Source organism: Actinoplanes nipponensis (genome assembly GCF_016862275.1).
Taxonomy (GTDB): Bacteria; Actinomycetota; Actinomycetes; order Mycobacteriales; family Micromonosporaceae; genus Actinoplanes; species Actinoplanes nipponensis.
In genome coordinates, this window is record NZ_BOMQ01000061.1 from 40,078 (window position 1) to 55,404 (window position 15,327).

Annotated in this window: 11 protein-coding genes; 4 read left to right on the forward strand and 7 right to left on the reverse strand. The window is 71.4% G+C overall.

Annotated features, from left to right (window positions below):
• Positions 1 to 117: 117 nt before the first annotated feature.
• Both Ani05nite_RS25805 and Ani05nite_RS25810 read right to left on the reverse strand, forming a co-directional pair.
• Positions 118 to 1,053: a hypothetical protein gene (locus Ani05nite_RS25805; protein ID WP_203772377.1), complete on the reverse strand. Its 936-nt coding sequence runs from the start codon at positions 1,051 to 1,053 to the stop codon at positions 118 to 120.
• 344 nt (positions 1,054 to 1,397) lie between these two features.
• Positions 1,398 to 2,795, reverse strand: a complete 1,398-nt coding sequence (locus tag Ani05nite_RS25810; protein WP_203772379.1) for an NsdA family TPR-like regulatory protein — start codon at positions 2,793 to 2,795, stop codon at positions 1,398 to 1,400.
• A 225-nt stretch (positions 2,796 to 3,020) separates the two neighbouring features.
• Between Ani05nite_RS25810 and Ani05nite_RS25815 the strand changes: the two genes are divergently transcribed.
• The 4 genes from Ani05nite_RS25815 (at position 3,021) to Ani05nite_RS25830 (ending at position 6,966) form a co-directional block, all read left to right on the forward strand.
• Positions 3,021 to 4,085, forward strand: coding sequence for a LysR family transcriptional regulator (locus Ani05nite_RS25815; protein ID WP_203772381.1), 1,065 nt, complete (start codon positions 3,021 to 3,023; stop codon positions 4,083 to 4,085).
• Positions 4,086 to 4,095: 10 nt separating this feature from the next.
• Positions 4,096 to 4,896: a class I SAM-dependent methyltransferase gene (locus Ani05nite_RS25820; protein WP_203772383.1), complete on the forward strand. Its 801-nt coding sequence runs from the start codon at positions 4,096 to 4,098 to the stop codon at positions 4,894 to 4,896.
• Positions 4,897 to 4,973: 77 nt separating this feature from the next.
• Positions 4,974 to 6,452, forward strand: a complete 1,479-nt coding sequence (locus tag Ani05nite_RS25825) for an FG-GAP-like repeat-containing protein (RefSeq protein ID WP_203772385.1) — start codon at positions 4,974 to 4,976, stop codon at positions 6,450 to 6,452.
• Between the two features lie 76 nt (positions 6,453 to 6,528).
• Entirely contained in the window at positions 6,529 to 6,966 is a 438-nt protein-coding gene (locus tag Ani05nite_RS25830) for a hypothetical protein (RefSeq protein ID WP_203772387.1), read from the forward strand.
• Positions 6,967 to 7,075: 109 nt separating this feature from the next.
• Here the strand turns inward: Ani05nite_RS25830 and Ani05nite_RS25835 are convergent, their stop codons facing one another.
• The 5 genes from Ani05nite_RS25835 to Ani05nite_RS25855 form a co-directional block, all read right to left on the reverse strand.
• Positions 7,076 to 8,473 carry a glycoside hydrolase family 16 protein gene (locus tag Ani05nite_RS25835; protein ID WP_203772389.1) on the reverse strand — a complete coding sequence of 466 codons (1,398 nt, stop codon included), beginning with the start codon at positions 8,471 to 8,473 and terminating at the stop codon, positions 7,076 to 7,078.
• A 179-nt stretch (positions 8,474 to 8,652) separates the two neighbouring features.
• The gene (locus Ani05nite_RS25840; protein WP_203772391.1) at positions 8,653 to 10,170 is read right to left on the reverse strand and encodes a glycoside hydrolase family 16 protein; all 1,518 of its coding nucleotides are present in this window, start codon (positions 10,168 to 10,170) and stop codon (positions 8,653 to 8,655) included.
• A 192-nt stretch (positions 10,171 to 10,362) separates the two neighbouring features.
• Entirely contained in the window at positions 10,363 to 11,787 is a 1,425-nt protein-coding gene (locus tag Ani05nite_RS25845) for a lipopolysaccharide biosynthesis protein (RefSeq protein ID WP_203772393.1), read from the reverse strand.
• On the reverse strand, positions 11,784 to 14,111 hold the full coding sequence (locus tag Ani05nite_RS25850) for a hypothetical protein (protein ID WP_203772395.1): 2,328 nt from the start codon (positions 14,109 to 14,111) through the stop codon (positions 11,784 to 11,786). The genes Ani05nite_RS25845 and Ani05nite_RS25850 overlap by 4 nt, the downstream gene beginning before the upstream one ends.
• On the reverse strand, positions 14,108 to 15,280 hold the full coding sequence (locus Ani05nite_RS25855; RefSeq protein WP_239130628.1) for a glycosyltransferase family 2 protein: 1,173 nt from the start codon (positions 15,278 to 15,280) through the stop codon (positions 14,108 to 14,110). The genes Ani05nite_RS25850 and Ani05nite_RS25855 overlap by 4 nt, the downstream gene beginning before the upstream one ends.
• Between the last annotated feature and the right edge of the window lie 47 nt (positions 15,281 to 15,327).

Here is a 15,327-nt window from a genome sequence, read left to right on the forward strand (position 1 = left end):
GGCCGCAGCGCGGTCGCCGGGCTGGGCTGGGTCCTGCCGGCCGGTCGCAGCCCCGGCGGGGGCCTTTACCACCGGCCGGCGGACCCACGGATGCTCCGCAGGCGCGGTCCCGATCTCCTACAGGGACAGATAGAGGAACCGCGGGTGGTACTCGGTGTCGTTGCCGTTGACGTTGTAGGACGTCAGGATCTGGCCGGTGTTCGCGACCTGTTCGGGATGCACCGCCACGTCGTACGTGACCGTGTCCGCCGGGCTCGGGGCGGGCCAGGTGCCGTTGACCGTCCAGGCGCCGGTCACGCTGTTGGCAGTCAGCCGCTCGATCTCGGTGCCGCCGTACGCGCCTCCCCGTTTGGTGAAGATGTCCCAGCCGGCCGGGGTCCGCCGCAGTGCCATTGTGGTGCCGATGTTCGTGGTCGCCGGGATCACGTTGTTGTGGACACCCCACTGGGTGGTGGTGGCCAGGCCGCCGAACGGGACGAACGCCATGTCACCCACCGAGCAGTTGGTGCCATAGCTGCACGGCACGCCGTGTGTTCCGGTAATCCACCAGCCGGTGGCTGTACGGGCGACGCCGCCCCACTTCGTCTTGCCGGTGGCGCCGGTCGGCACCGGCACGATGCGCTGGAAGGCCAGCGTCGAGGCGTTGAAGACGGCGACGTACGAGCCGACCACGGTGAACGGGCTCACGCCCTGGATCCGCTCGCCCAGCACGTAGAGGGTGCCGCTGTCCACGATCGGGGTGGACATCCAGAAATAGGTGTTGTCCGACCAGTTCGGCACCTGCTGCCAGCCGTAGCCGTACGGTCCCGGCAGTGCCTTGAAGGTCAGCGTCCCGGCCGTCTGCCGGGCGAACGCGTCGTGCGGATAGCCGTACGGGCCGGTGGTCGGCACCCCGTTGATGCGGGTGGTGTCACCGAAGACCCACAGCACGTCGCCGTTGGGCAGGGTGACCGACTGGGTCACGTCGGCGTGGATCACCTTTTCCAGCGCGGCGTTCCAGTCGCTCGGTGAGAAGACGGGCGAGGCCGTCGCCGGCGCTTGCCAACCGGCCACGAGCAGCACTGTCACGGCCAGGATTCGCAGTAAACGTTTGACGATCATGCAATTTCCCCCGTTTCACCAAATCGGATGTCCACGTTAGCCAGGGGCTTTCGGACTGACCAGACCGCCTTCGCTATTTGCAGGACGGGGCCGGCCGTAGCTCACGAGCCGAATCCGGCCGGGATTCCACCCCGGAGCTGCGGCTGGTCGCCGAGGCGTAGCCGGGATGGTTGATGCCTTGGATGAGGCGCCTTCAGGCCACGTCCCGTGTCGATGGGGGACACGACGACGGGACACCTGGCGGGTCACATGGTGAAACGGCAAATTGCGGCAAGCGTTGCCACGCTCGTTGGTCATCAGCTCAGTTGCGAGAGCCGGGTCTCGAAGGCGCGGACCGGTGCGGAGTCGGCCCAGCGCGCCGACAGTCTGCTGCGCAGCCCGCGCAGTTCCTCGGTGATCGTGGACCTGCCGCTACTGATCGCTTCGGCCAGGACCGCGGAGCTGGTGGCGACTGCCTGTTCGGGGTCTCCGGCGCAGGCGAGGCTGTCGGCCAGACGCAGGCTCAGGAGGACGCGGGTGGACCGCGTGTGGGTCGTGGCGCAGGTCAGGGCCTGTTCCGAGGCGGCGACGGCGCGGGTTGCGGCGCGTCGCTCGCCGGTCCGGACGGCGAGGTCGCGCAGGGCGCCCGCAGCACCGGTCTCGAGGCGCAGGTCGCCGCTGTCACCGTCCAGCCACGGGGCTTCCAGACGGTCCCGCTCGCCGAGCCGGGGCCGGTCCCGTCGGGTGCGCGCCAGGTGCTGGTGACAACCGGCGGCGTCGCCTCGCAGCGCGTAGGCGCGTGCCTGGTACAGATGGGCGAGCAGCGTGGTCCAGGTCCGGGTGGGGTCGACGTCTTCGAGCGCCTGGGCGTACGCCAGAGCCCCGCCGGCGTCGTCGTCGAGGCGGGTCAGGGTGCACATGTCGCTGAGCAGGGTGGCTCGCGCCGCGGGCTGGTCACTGACCGCCGCCCAGCGCAGACCCTGGGTGAACCACGCCATGGCGGTCGCCCGCCGGCCGCGCTGCATCTGCAGGCGTCCGAGGAGCTGGGCGAAGTGGGCGGCGAACTGCAGCGAGGTCAGCGGCGGCCGCCCGGCGGCCTGCTCGGCCCGCGCCCAGCGCATCGTGACCCGCAGGACTGCCCCGGCCGGGCCGTCGATCGATTCCGGGGTCTCCTCGGCTCCCCGGCGGCTCCAGCCGATCAGCGTCGCCGCAAGACTGTGCACAACGTCGGGGTCGCTGCCGATCGGCAGGCCACGCCGCAGACGCTCATCCAGAGCGACGGTCATCTGATGCGCCGCTGCGGGGCCGGGCACCGCGCAACCGGTGTCGCCGTGGCGAGGACACAGCAGCCCGTGCTCGGGTAGCGACGTGGGCCAGCCGCAGTCGGTCGGGCGTACCAGGGTCGTGCCGCCGCCGTGCGGCAAGGGCAGGAACCCCGACTCGGCGAGCGCCAGGTCGGCCGGTTCCGGGCGGTCGGCACGGGCATCCGGTACGGAGATCAGCTCCCCACCGGCCCGCAGAAGGCGATCCAGCCGGGGCGCGGCTCCCGCGGGCACCTCACGGAGGCCCTGTTCCACTTTGCTGATGACGGTGTGGTGGTAACCGAGGTGGTCGCCGACCTGCCGCTGCGTCAGGCCGGCGCGCCGCCGCCAGGCGCGTAGCCGCCGGCCGTACTCGATCCAGGCCCGCTGGGCGGGCTGCCGGTCGGCCGGCATGGAACCTCCTCGGCTCGGCCTTCGTCCTTCAGCGCCGTTGACCTCGGTACGGTCAGCGACGCTAGCACCGAACGGCGCGGAGGTCAGGTGGTCGGCGACGGCATTCGTACCGCCCGGGACAGTGAGCAGCGGGCAGCCGTCGGGCCGCAGTCAGCACTTGCCAGTTTGTGCCGATGCGCTGCGCGGCGACAAGCTCGCCTTCACCACGGTCATAGGGTCGCCGGCATGCAACTGGAGCTGCGACATCTGAAGATCGTGTGCACGGTCGCGGCGGCCGGCAGCGTCAGCAAGGCCGCGTCCGCGCTGGGGATCGCCCAGCCGGCGCTCACCGCTCAACTCAACCGCATCGAACACTCCGTCGGCGGGAAGCTCTTCGTACGCGGCAGCCGGGGCACCGATCCGACACCCTTGGGCCGGCTCGTGCTCGACCGGGCCCGGCTGCTGCTTCCCGCGGCCGGCGCCTTGCAGGAGGAGGCCCTTCGGCTGGCCGGGCACCACGGTGATGCCCCCCTGAGCCGGTACCGCATCGGTACCACCGGCGGGCCGGTCCTCGGCGGACTGGTCCACCGTCTGCTGCAGGAGCGGCCCGAGCCCGAAGTGAGCACCTGTTCCTCGTACCACGTCGAGGAACTGGCCGGAATGCTGGCGGCCGGCCGACTGGACTACGCCGTCGTAGGGGTGTGCGGCGACACGCTGCCGCCGCCGGCCTACGGGCTGACCTGGCGCACGATCGCGGTCGACGCGGTCTGTGCCCTGCTGTCCGAGCACGACGCCCTGGCCGGTCGGCCCGAGATCGCCTTGGCCGACCTGCATGATCGCCGCTGGGCGGCGAGCGCCGGTGACGGCTGCTTCACCGACTGCTTCGTTGCGGCCTGCGCCCGGGTCGGCTTCATCGCCGTCGACATGCTCGAAACGGATGTCCGCACCGGGCTCGACCTGGTCGCCACCGGCTATGCGGTCGGCCTGTGCCAGGGCACGTTCCGCCCACCGCCGGACATGGTCCGCCGTCCCCTGTCCGGCGCTCCACTGCAGTGGCGGCACCTGCTGGGCTGGCATCCGGACGGTTCGGCCGCTGCTCACGCCCCGCAGGTCCTGACCCATGCCGCCGCCGCCTACCTCGACACCGTGCACCGCGACCCGACGTACGCGCAATGGCTGCAGGCTCACCCGGACCTCGGCGCCCCACGGGCCGGACCACGCTGTTGCGCCTGCGGCGGTCCGGACCCCGACGGGGCTGCCACGGTCATCGACCAGCTCGCGCCTCGCGGACGGCGGGCGGAGAGGACCTAGATTGGTCCGCATGAGCGATCGGGACTTCGCCGGTTCGATCCCGGAGATCTACGACCGGTGCCTGGGTCCGCTGCTGTTCCGGCCGTACGCCGAAGACCTCGCCGGGCGACTGGCCGTCCGGCCGGCTGACCGGCTGCTGGAGCTGGCCGCCGGCACCGGCATTGCGACGGCCGAGGTGGCGCGGGCGGTCTCGCCCGGCGCCCGGATCGTCGCCACCGACCTGCAGCAGGCGATGCTCGACATGGCGGCGCGGCGCGTCCGGGCGGGGCAGGTGCGGTTCCGGACGGCTGACGCGCAGGAGCTGCCCTTCGGCGACGGTAGCTTCGACGCGCTCTTCTGCCAGTTCGGTGTCATGTTCCTGCCCGACAAGGATCGGGCGTACCGGGGGATGCGCCGGGTCCTGGCCGGCGGCGGCACGCTGATCTTCAGCGTCTGGGACCGGATCGAGACCAGCCCGATCGTGGCCGCGGTCGCCGATGCGCTCGCCCGGCGCTTCCCCGACGACCCGCCGCGGTTCATGTCCCGGGTCCCGCACGGATACCATGACCCGGCGGCGATCCGCGAGGATCTCGGCGCCGCCGGATTCACCGAGATCACCGTGGAGTCGGTGACGCTGCCCAGCACCGCGCCGTCCGCACGTGAGGTGGCCGTCGGCTTCTGTCAGGGCACGCCCCTCCGTCACGAGATCGTCGCACGGGACGCCACCGGTCTGCCGGCGGTCACCGAGGCGGTCACCCAGGCGGTGGCGGACCGCTTCGGCGAGGCCCCGGTCGCCGCCACCATGACCGCTCTGGTCGTCACCGCACGCTAGGAAGCCCCGGCAGCACGCATCGCGGGCACGCCGTGATCGTTGACCAGTACATTCCCCCCCTCGGAAGGTGCTTGTCCATGCGTTCGACCGTGTGTGCCCTGGCGTGTCTGATCCTCGTCGGGGCGGCGTCGCCGGCCTCCGCGGAGGTGTCCGTACCGCCGCCGGTGACCTTCGTCGCGACCGGCAGCCTGCCGATCCAGGGGACCCTCCTGCTCGGTGACGTGACCGGTGACGGCGACCCTGACCTGGTCACCGACAAGGCGGTGTTCGTCGGTGGTCCCGGCGCGAGCTTCCAGCCGGTTCCCACTGTCACGCCGACCGGCGCGCAGTATCTCGGTGACGTCAACGGCGACGGCCGCGACGACGCCATCGTTCTCGACTCCGCTGCCGAGCTGCTGCACGTCACCTACGGCACCAGCCAGGGCACCTTCGCCGGGGGCGCGACCGTCTCCGTCCGGATCACGGGCGGCCCGCGGCGAGTCGACGCGGTCGTCGTCGCCGACTTCAACGGCGACGGCCACCCGGATCTTGGTACCGCCCGGCGGGGAGGGGTCGCCATCTTCCTGGGTTCGGCCGGCGGCACGTTCACTCGGGGCTCGGGCGCCGCGGGAACGAGTATGCCGTACATCAATGTGGTCGACGCCGACGACATGGATCACGACGGCTTCATCGACATCGTCGTCGATTCGAACGCGGACGGTGGAGGTCACATCGTCGAACTCGTCCGCGGCAATGGGGACGGCACCTTCCAGCCTCCGCAGCGCATCCTCGGCTACCCGGCGGACGAACCGCAGATCGGTGACTTCAACGGCGACGGCCACCGCGACGTCGCGTTCCGTCGCGACGCCGAGCTCCTGGTCGGGCTGGGCGACGGGCACGGGGCCTTCCCGGCCATCACGCCGGTTCCGGTCGGACCCGACGGCCTGCATCCGTGGCGCCGCGGGGTCGGCGATGTCGACGGCAACGGCCGCGCCGACATCGTCACGGCCGTTGACGCCACTCAGGCGACGGTGCTGCTGAGTCAGGCGCCCGTGGAGATGGAGTGCACCGCCACCGGTGGCAGCGTGAGCATTCCGGCCGGGGCGACCGTGCGGAGCAGCAACCCCGCCGTGCTCCCGCCTGGCCGGATCTCGGTCACCGCCGGGACCGTGACGATCAGGCCGGTCGCCGGTCGGTCCACGCTCACCGTGACCCCGCCCGGCGCGAGCCCGCGGACCTTCACCGTGGTGGCCGGCAGCTCCGGCGATGACACCATCACCGGCACCGAGGGCGCCGACCTGGTCTTCCCCGGCAAGGGCCGGGACGTCACCGCCACTCTCGGCGGCGACGACCTGGTCTGCGACGCCGGCGGCGACGACCGGATCACCACCGGCGCCGGCAACGACGTGGCCTCCGGCGGCCGGGGCCGCGACACCATCAGCACCGGAGCCGGTGCGGACACGCTGCTCGGCGGGCCCGGCGACGACACGCTGACCGGCGGGCCGGACGCCGACCGTTTCGCCGGTGGCGGCGGGCGCGACATCACCGATCTCACCCCGGCTCAGGGCGACCGCTGAGTCCGGACCGGCACCCCTGGTGTGCGTCTCGGTGACGAGCTGTCGGCGTCCTGCGCGCGCCGGTAGCCTCGGGCTCATGCCGGACATCAAGGACCTCGAACCGTTGATCGGCCGCTGGAGCCAGGTCGTCGACGCGCCGCGGCACGTCGAGGCGAAGGTCAAGGGCGACATGACGTTGGAGTGGCTCCGTGACGAGACGGTGATTCTCCAGCGCTCGATCGTCGACAACCCGATGTTCCCGGAGGGCGTGGTCCTGATCATGGCCGCGGACGAGGACGCCGAGGGCGACTTCACCGCGCACTACTTCGACTCCCGCGCGGTCTCGCGCGTGCTCCACATGAGTTTTCGGGGCCGCGTCTGGAAGTGGTGGCGCCAGGCGACCGGCCCCGACGATTTCGATCAGCGCTTCGAAGGCACGCTCTCGGAGGACGGCCGGACGATCGACAGCTCCTGCTATCTCGTCGAAGACGGCGAGTGGATGCACGACTTCGACGTCACCTACCGGCGGGCCTGAACCCGGGATCAGCGGGGCCGGGCGCACGCGAAGCCGCTGACGGGGAAGAACCCCCGTCAGCGGCGTGGATCGGCGTCAGGCATTCCGGAATGCCGTCAGGGTCTCCTGGTCAGGCGAAGGGGACGCCGCCCTTCCAGGTGGAGATGGTGCCCACCGTCATGACCTTGGGGAAGGTGGCCGTCGTCGTCGCGGTTTCGCCGGGAACCGCGATGTTGAGAACGATGTACTGGGGGGACCCGAAGGGCCAGGCCCGGCCGGCGTTGGCCGCGTCCTGGGCCCAGATGGTCATGGTCGGCTTGCGGTCGATGTAGAACCGCACCACGTTGGCGTCGAAGTACGCCCCGTAGAGGTGAGCCTTCGCGTCCAGCGGCTGGCCCAGGTCGGTCGTGCCGCCGGCCTCGCCCCAGCCGTACTGGACGTGGGCGTTGGGGTCGGCCAGCGATCCCATGTGGACCGCGCTGAACGCCACGGTGGGTCGGGTGCCCCACCCCTCGAGGATGTCCAGCTCGCCGGAAGCGGGCCAGCCGACACTGCCGATGTTCGTACCGAGCAGCCAGAATGCGGGCCACGCGCCGTCACCGGTCGGTGCCGTGATCGATGTCTCGACGTACGACCCGGGGGCGATGGCGACCTTGTTCCGGGTGCTCAGGCGGGCGCTGGTGAAGCCGCGGGTGATGCCGTCCGCGCCGGTCAGGGTCTCCCGGCGGGCAATGATCCTGAGTCGCCCGTTGCCGTCGAGCTGGGCGTTCGCGCTTCTCGCGGTGTAGGTCTGCAGTTCACCGTTGCCCCAGCCGTTACCGCCGGTCTCGAAGTTCCAGGCCTGGGTACTCGGTGTCCGGCCGGCACTGCCGGCGAACGTGATGGCGCTCGTCGGCGCGGTGGTGACGGTCGCCGGCAGCGGGGCGTCCACCTGTTGCACGCTGGCGCGCGTGATCTGGACGGTGAAGGCGCCGGAGCGCGGCAGGTCGAAGTACAGCGCCGTGTCGGACGAGGCGGCCGTCGTGCAGACAAAGGTACGGCTCAGCAGGTGCCAGTCGCTGTCCCGGTACCCCGCGCTCACGCTGACCTCGGTCGGCCGGTGGCCGTAGTTGCCGTTGGCGAGCAGCATCCCCACCTCGGCGCCGCTGCCCTTCATGTCCCGGACCCAGGCCTGCATGCGGTAGGTCTTGCCGACCGTGAACATCGTCTCCGGCGAGCGGAGCGCCGCCAGGGCCATGGCCCAGGAGCCGGTCCCGCCGGGACGGCTGATCTGCATCCCCTGCGTGGCGACCGAGAAACCGGTCACGCTCGAGATCGACTGGAACGACAATGCTCCGGCCTCCGAGCCGCCGCTCCAACCGACGGTGCCCAGGGCTCCCGTCCCGTTCACCACGAGATCGGCGCCGGTCGTCGCCGCGGCTGTGGTGGCGGTCGTCCGGCGCTGCTGGGGGTGGCCCTGGGCGGGTGTCGAGAGGCTGACCATGGTGGTGACGAGCACTGTTCCTGCGACGATCCTGGCGGCAATCATGGATTCTTCCTTCGCGTTTCGGAATTGTCGTTCCGGCGTCGAAGGCAAAATCGGATCGCATTACGGGTGACTAAGCAGTGCACCAAGTGGCAACTGGTGTGCTCCGCGTTGCCTACCTGCGGCGTCAGCGAAGTGGCAGAACTTGCTGGTGTGTCGTGGGGGGTGGCGGCAGCGGCGGGTCAGAACGGGATGCCGCCGGCCCAGACGGAGATCGGGCCGACGGTCATGGTCTTGGGAAACGAGGTCTGCGACGCGGCGGAGCTCTTGACGACCGCCACGTTGAGAACCAGGTAGAGCGGCTTGCCGAACGGCCAGGCGCGCCCGGAGGCCCGGGCATCGGACGCCCAGACCGAAAGGGTCGGCTTACCGTCGACGTAGAACCGTACGGTCCGGTCGTCGAAATAGACGCCGTAACGGTGGCTGCGGGAGTCCAGCCGGGTGGTGCCGTCGGCCTCGTCCCAGCCGTACCCGTGGTCGCGGTCAGGAGCCGACAGTCCGGACATGTGCACCGCGGCGTGGGCCGTGGCCGGCGCGGCGCCCTGGCCCTCGAACACGTCCAGCTCGCCGCAGGCCGGCCACCCGGCCGAGTCGATGTCGGTGCCGAGCATCCAGAAGGCCGGCCAGAGACCGGCGCCGGTCGGCGCGGTGATGGCGGCCTCGACGTACGAACCGGGCTGTACGGACACCTTCCCCTTGGTGTTCAGGCGGGCGCTGGTGTAGCCGCGCGTGATCCGGTCGGTGCCCTGGTACTGCTCCCGCCGCGCGACGATGCGCAGCCGTCCGGCTCCGTCGGTCTGAACGTTCTGCGGCCGGGCCGTGTACGTCTGGATCTCGTCGTTGCCCCAGCCGCCACCGCCGGTCTCGTAGCTCCACGTCGATGTGTCGGGTGACGCCCCGGACCGGCCCGCAAAAGTGATCCGGCGGACCGGCGGGCCGGTGATTCTGGCCGGCTCCGGCGCGCTCACCTCATGCACCCGGGCGTCGGTGAGCTGAAACGCGAACGAGCCGGCGGCGGGCAGGGCGAGGTAGAAAGCCGTGTCCGCCGACGCTCTGCTGGTGCACACGAAGGTGCGGGTCACGAGGTGCCACGCGCGGTCCCGCCAAGCGCTGTACGCGGTGGTGTCGGTCGGACGGTGCCGGTAATTCCCGTTGGCCAGCAACACGCCGACACGTTGGCCCGAGGCGAGGCCGTCACGCACCCACACCTGCATGCGGTACGTCCGGCCGACGACGAAGAACCGCCGGGCCCCCCGGAGGGAGGCCAGGCTGAACGCCCAGCTGCCGGCCCCGCCGGCCCGCGTCAACGACACCCCGGTCGAGTGGGTGAAGGGACCGGTGAGCCGGATGGCTCGGGTCACCTTGACGGTGCCGTCGTCGGAGTGCGCCGACCATCCGGCGGGACTGGACACGGCGGAGCCGTTGGCGACGGCGTTGGCGGACACGGCTTCCGGGAACAGCCGGAATTCGGGGACGGCCCGGGCGACCGGCGGCGCGGGGGTGGGCGTCGTGGCCGCCGGAGGCTTCCCGGACGGGGTTCCGGTGCTGGTCCGCGGCCGGGCCGACTGCCCGGCCGGCGCCGAGACACCGACCTCGGCCGGCGTCGGCGAGGACAGCTTCGGGTGCCCTGGGTGCTGCGGGGTCGCCAGGTGCACGGCGATGATGATGCCGATGACCGTGGCGGTCGCCGCCACGGTCATCCTCCGGCCACCGCCGGAGACGAAGCGGGACAACCTCCGGGAAGGCCGATCTGATGCCACGAATCCTCCATCGCCAGGTGAGGGCGCGCCGCCGGGTGGTCGGACGTTGCCAAGCGTGGGTACAACGAACGAACGCACCCCGTGCAACGCGAGATCGCGCCGGCCGGTGCCCGCCCGACCCGGGGAACCGGTCTACCGGCGGACGACGGGGAGCACGATGCGCGCGAACCAGGTGATCGTGGCGGCGACGATCGCCGCACGCACCCACATCAGCGCCCCGTCGGCGGACAGTTCCACAGTCGCGATCGCCACGGCGACCGCGACGGCCAGCTGCAGACGGAGCCGCCAGTCGGAGGCTGGAACCGGCGCCCACCGTCTCGCCCGCACCGTCAGGACGACGGACAGCAGGCAGTAGGCGACCAGGGTGGCGGCCGCGGAACCCTCCAGTCCGAAGCGCGGGATCCACCAGATGTTGAGGGCGACGTTGGCGGCCGCCGCGACGAGGGTGCAGACGGCGATGTCGGCCGTGCGGTCCCGGGCGGTCAACGCGCGGCTGACCGCCAGATGCGCGGCGAACGGCACCGCGGTGACCACGACGAGCAGAACGACCATCGACAGGCTCTCCGGCCGGTACGACGGCGGCGCCCACACCCGCAGGATCAGCGGCGTGCCGGCGGCGAATCCGATCAACAACGGCACCAGCAGGCGGTAGAGGATGTCCCGGCTGGCCGCCAGGACCCGGATGCGGTTCTCGCCGTCGGCGAGGGCGAAGAAGCGCGGCATCCAGGTGGAGTGCAGCACCGACAGCAACAGCAGCGGCATCGATGCCACGTTGTACGCCACCTGGTACCGAGCGACGGCGTCCTCGCCCATCGCACCCTGGATGAGCAGGCGGTCGGCCGTCGAGAGCACGAAGGTGCCCAGCACCGCCGGCACCAGCGGGACGGCGAAGCGCACGGCGTCGGCCACCATCGGCAGGTCGCGGCGGTCGATGGAGCGGGGCGGAGCGAGCATCAGGCCCAGCACCATGGCCGCCAACTGGGCCACGGTCTGGCCGGCCAGGAAGTTCTCCGCGCTCGGGTGCTGCCAGGCGATCAGGCCGAGGCTGGCCGCCTCGGCCACCACCGACTGGAACAGGCTGACCGCCGCGAAGGCCGGCAGACGTTCCTGGCTGCGCAGCAGCGCGAGGGACGCCCCCGTGATCGCGGACAGGCCGGCCCAGACGACGGAGATCCGCAGGGCGACGAGCTGGTCCAGCATGTCGAGGGGCCGGGCCCAGAACGCGACGGTGCCGAGCGCCGCCACGGTGACCGAAGCGGTCAGTGCCACCGACACCGCCAACACCTTGGCCGCGTCGCGCCGGCCGTGGGGTAGTTCGTGTTGCCGCTGGATCGCGGTCTGCAGGCCGAAACCGCCGACCACGAACAGCACCTGCATGACGGCGTTGCAGGATGCGACGACGCCGAACTCGCCACTGCCCAGGACCCGCGTGATGACCGGCGTCAGGATCGCCGCGCCCAGCAGCTGCACCGCCCACAGCACCATGTACAGCGAATCGCGGCCGAAGAGGCGGGAGAGCTGGTGGTCCACCACCGGGGGTTTCACGGTACGGGTCATCGCGGCGCCGCCGACCGTCGGCGCGGCTGGTGGTACTCGAACAGCACCGTACCCCCGGCCTCGTACCTCACCGACCAGCCCGGCATGGTCCGCAGGGCCTCGCGGAGCCGAGCGAAGGTCTCGGGCCGCTCCAGTCCGTACTCCCATCCGTAGACCGACGAGGTGGGCGACCAGAGCGCGAAGATCCGGGCCGGACGGCCGTCCCGCCGGGAGTAGGCCACGATGGCTTTCGTCAGCCGGCGGGACCGGGCCGTGGCGGTTTCGACCGGCGGGACCGCCCCGGGCGGCTCCACCGTCTCGCGTTCCACCGAGAGATGCGTCAGGTCCTCGGTCGGCGGGCTGCTCGGCAGATCACCCGGGCCCAGCATGAGCAGGTAGCCGACGCTGCCCGGGGGCATGGGCGTGCTGCGGAACTGGTGGAACGCCTGCCGGTCGGTGGGCCGGATGACGTTGGCCGCATCCATCCCGAACGACGCCACCAGGAAGGTCGTGCTCAGGACCGCGAGGATGGCCACCAACGCCACGTTGGGCCGGTTCGCCGACATGCTGCGGAACGACTGGGCAGCGAGCAGGGCGAGCCACGGCAGGCCGAACAGGGTGGCCCGGAAGATGCCCTCCTGGCCGTACGGGTTGACCGCGATGACGAGCAGGCCCGAGATCGGCGCGCAGGCCAGCGCCCACACCTCGATGCCGCGTCGTCGTCGGTAGACCACCGCGGCCGCGGTGGCGCCCAGGATCAGGATGCCGCCGACCAGCGCCCACACCGTCAGGTCGACCACGACGAGCCGTTCCAGACCCGGGGCGGTGGCGGTGGCGGGCGGCCGGAAGTTCTTGGCGTTGCCCACTTCCCCGAAGTACACGAACTCCTTGAGCGCCGACCAGTGTGATGCGGCCCAGGCGACGGCCGGCGCCAGCACGGTGGCCGGCAGCCACCACGGCCGGATCTGCCGGAAGACGGCCAGGATGCACATCGTCCCGCCGACGATGTACGGGCTCAGCTGGTGCGATGTCGCCAGGGCGCAGCCCGCGCCGGTGAGGGCGACCACCTTCATCCGGGAGTCGTAGTGCGACAACGCGATGGCGACGATCAGCAGACCCAGGACGAAACCGACCGACTGGGGGGAGAAGTAGTCGGCGCCGATCGGGTCCGCCAGCACGGCCAGCGCCACGGCGACCCAGGCGGTCGTGCGCGACTTGAGCACGGTGCCGGCCAGGAACCGCAGCGCGCAGAGCCGGAAGAAGCCCAGCAGCACGGGCCACGCCTGGGCCAACCGCATCGGATCGCGGATGCCCGCGATGTCGCTCACCCAGGCCATGGCGGCGAAGTAGCCCGGCCAGGCGCTGTAGACGGCGACCGTGGTGTTCATCTGATGCACGGTGCGGATCTGCTGCACGAAGTCGACGTGCTTGGAGGCGGACTGTGAGCGCGGACCGTCGTAGACGAGCGCCGGCGTGCCCGTGAGGATGAGGACGAGGATCAGCACCGCGATCGCGACCGAGGCGTCACTGCTGGCCCGGGACACGGCGAACGACAGCAGGACGAGCAGCAGACCGGCGTACCAGAGGGGTCCGATGACCGGGAGGAAGCCCCACAGCCCGGGGTCGGTGTGGCGATGGGTCAACGCGGCGACGAGGCAGATCGCACCGCCGCCGAGGGAGAGCAGCAGCGACAAGTTGACGTGTTTACGGGCGAGCCGGACCAGCGAGCGGCGTAGCCGTACGAGCCGGTCCGCTCCGGGCGGGTTCGCACGGCCACGCGTCGATCGGCGGTCCCGCACGGCGATCCGGCAACCCAGGACGTGCAGCGGGACGGTGACGACGGCCAGGGCGACAAAGGCCGTGGCCGGATGCCAGGCCCGGGTCTGCAACATCACGGTGCCCACGAACGTGGGCACGCACAGCGTCGTCAGGGCGGTCATGGCGAGCCGGGTGGGCAGCCGCATGCTCCTGGCCAGCACCCACGGCGCTCCGCCCAGCCCGATCAGGACGTAGAACACCAGACCGACGGTCCGCGCGACGGGCGCCTGCGCCGCGAACCCGATGCTGCCCACCATGAGCATCACCAGGCTCGACGCTGAAATGATCAAGCGGTGGTCGGAGGTGTCGCGCGTGTACGGCGACGCGTTGCTGCTGGACGACAGATTCTCGGTGAAGTTCCAGTCCCGGCGCGGCCGGGAACGGTAGATCCGGCCCAGCTCCCGGCCGGTGGCCGTCCCGGGCGGCGCACCGGCCACGTGATCGGCCGATACCGCCGTGCGGTCCTCGGGCTCGGCGGGGCGGCTCAGCCGGCCGGTCCGGGCGACGACACCACGGTAGGTCGTCACCGGCCGGTCCCGCGGGGCGGCGTCGGCGGGCTGGCCGATCTCGGTCCGTTACCCCTGGCCCGGCGTCGGGCCTGCGCATAGAGCAGCGGGCCGGCGACGAAGCCGGCGAACTCGCGACGGAGCATCCCGGGCGGCGCCGCCGCGCCGGGGGAGAGCCGGCGGTTGGTGTCCAGCCGGATCCGGCCCAGCTTGACCGCTCCGGCCGGCAGGCGGCCCAGGACCCCGGGCAGGGTGGACCGCTGCGTCAACAGCTTCGTCAGGAACGCCGTGAGCCCGGTGCCGTACCCGTACATCTGCCGGGCCAGCGAGGCGAGATCGGCCCGGTGGTGGTGCCACACCAGCGCGGAGGGCTCGTAGGCGATCGCCCCGCCGGACCGCAGGACCCGGACGAACACGTCGAGGTCCTCACCGCCGCGGGTCCGGGTGCCGGCGCCCAGCGCCTCGTCGAACCCGCCCAGTTCGATCAGGCTCTCCCGGATGAAGCCGAAGCTGGCCCCGGTGCCGAAGATTCCCGCGGAGTACGGATAGAGGACGCCGCGCCGGGAGGCCGGTGACATGTCGAACAACTGCGGCGCGCACCGCGACGACCACGACGACGTACGGGCGTCGAAGTAGGACTCGGCATCGTTGGTGATCGAGGCGGTGCACACCAGGCCGGTCACGCACCGCACGTCGGGGCGCCGGCGGAAACCCTTGACGATCCCGTGCACCCAGTACGGATCCACGGAGACGTCGTCGTCGGTGTAGGCCAGATAGGTGCCCCGCGCCGCGCTGAGGCCCTTGTTGCGGGCGCAGGAGAGACCGGGCCGTGGTTCGCACTCGTACCGGAAGCGCGGGTCGTCCCGCTGGATGCTCTCGACGAGCCGGCGGGTCGACGCGTCGTCCGGGGCGTTGTCCACGATGAGGAACTCGACGGCCGGGTAGGTCACCGCGGCCAGCCGCTCCAGGCAGGCCGCCAGCATGTCGGCGCGATTGCGGGTGCAGACCACCACGGAGACGAGCTCCGCCGGCTCCACCTGTTCAGGGCACCGGTCGGTGGCCGACGGCGGCCGCCCGCCGACGGGGGTGGCGGCCTGCCCCTCCGCCCGCAGATGAGCCTGGATGGGCTCGTGCAGCTGCTCCCACGCCACCGCCACCAGCGCACTGCCGTCGTGGGGATCGGTGGGCATGGGCACCGTGACGTAACCGATGGGTTCTCGGTGCAGCCGTACCAGGA

Coding starts and splice junctions, on each gene's coding strand:
- Ani05nite_RS25810 (WP_203772379.1), bottom strand. CDS start 2,795: ATGCCGGCCGACCGGCAGCCCGCCCAGCGGGCCTGGATCGAGTACGGC.
- Ani05nite_RS25815 (WP_203772381.1), top strand. CDS start 3,021: ATGCAACTGGAGCTGCGACATCTGAAGATCGTGTGCACGGTCGCGGCG.
- Ani05nite_RS25820 (WP_203772383.1), top strand. CDS start 4,096: ATGAGCGATCGGGACTTCGCCGGTTCGATCCCGGAGATCTACGACCGG.
- Ani05nite_RS25825 (WP_203772385.1), top strand. CDS start 4,974: ATGCGTTCGACCGTGTGTGCCCTGGCGTGTCTGATCCTCGTCGGGGCG.
- Ani05nite_RS25830 (WP_203772387.1), top strand. CDS start 6,529: ATGCCGGACATCAAGGACCTCGAACCGTTGATCGGCCGCTGGAGCCAG.
- Ani05nite_RS25835 (WP_203772389.1), bottom strand. CDS start 8,473: ATGATTGCCGCCAGGATCGTCGCAGGAACAGTGCTCGTCACCACCATG.
- Ani05nite_RS25840 (WP_203772391.1), bottom strand. CDS start 10,170: ATGACCGTGGCGGCGACCGCCACGGTCATCGGCATCATCATCGCCGTG.
- Ani05nite_RS25845 (WP_203772393.1), bottom strand. CDS start 11,787: ATGACCCGTACCGTGAAACCCCCGGTGGTGGACCACCAGCTCTCCCGC.
- Ani05nite_RS25855 (WP_239130628.1), bottom strand. CDS start 15,280: ATGCCCACCGATCCCCACGACGGCAGTGCGCTGGTGGCGGTGGCGTGG.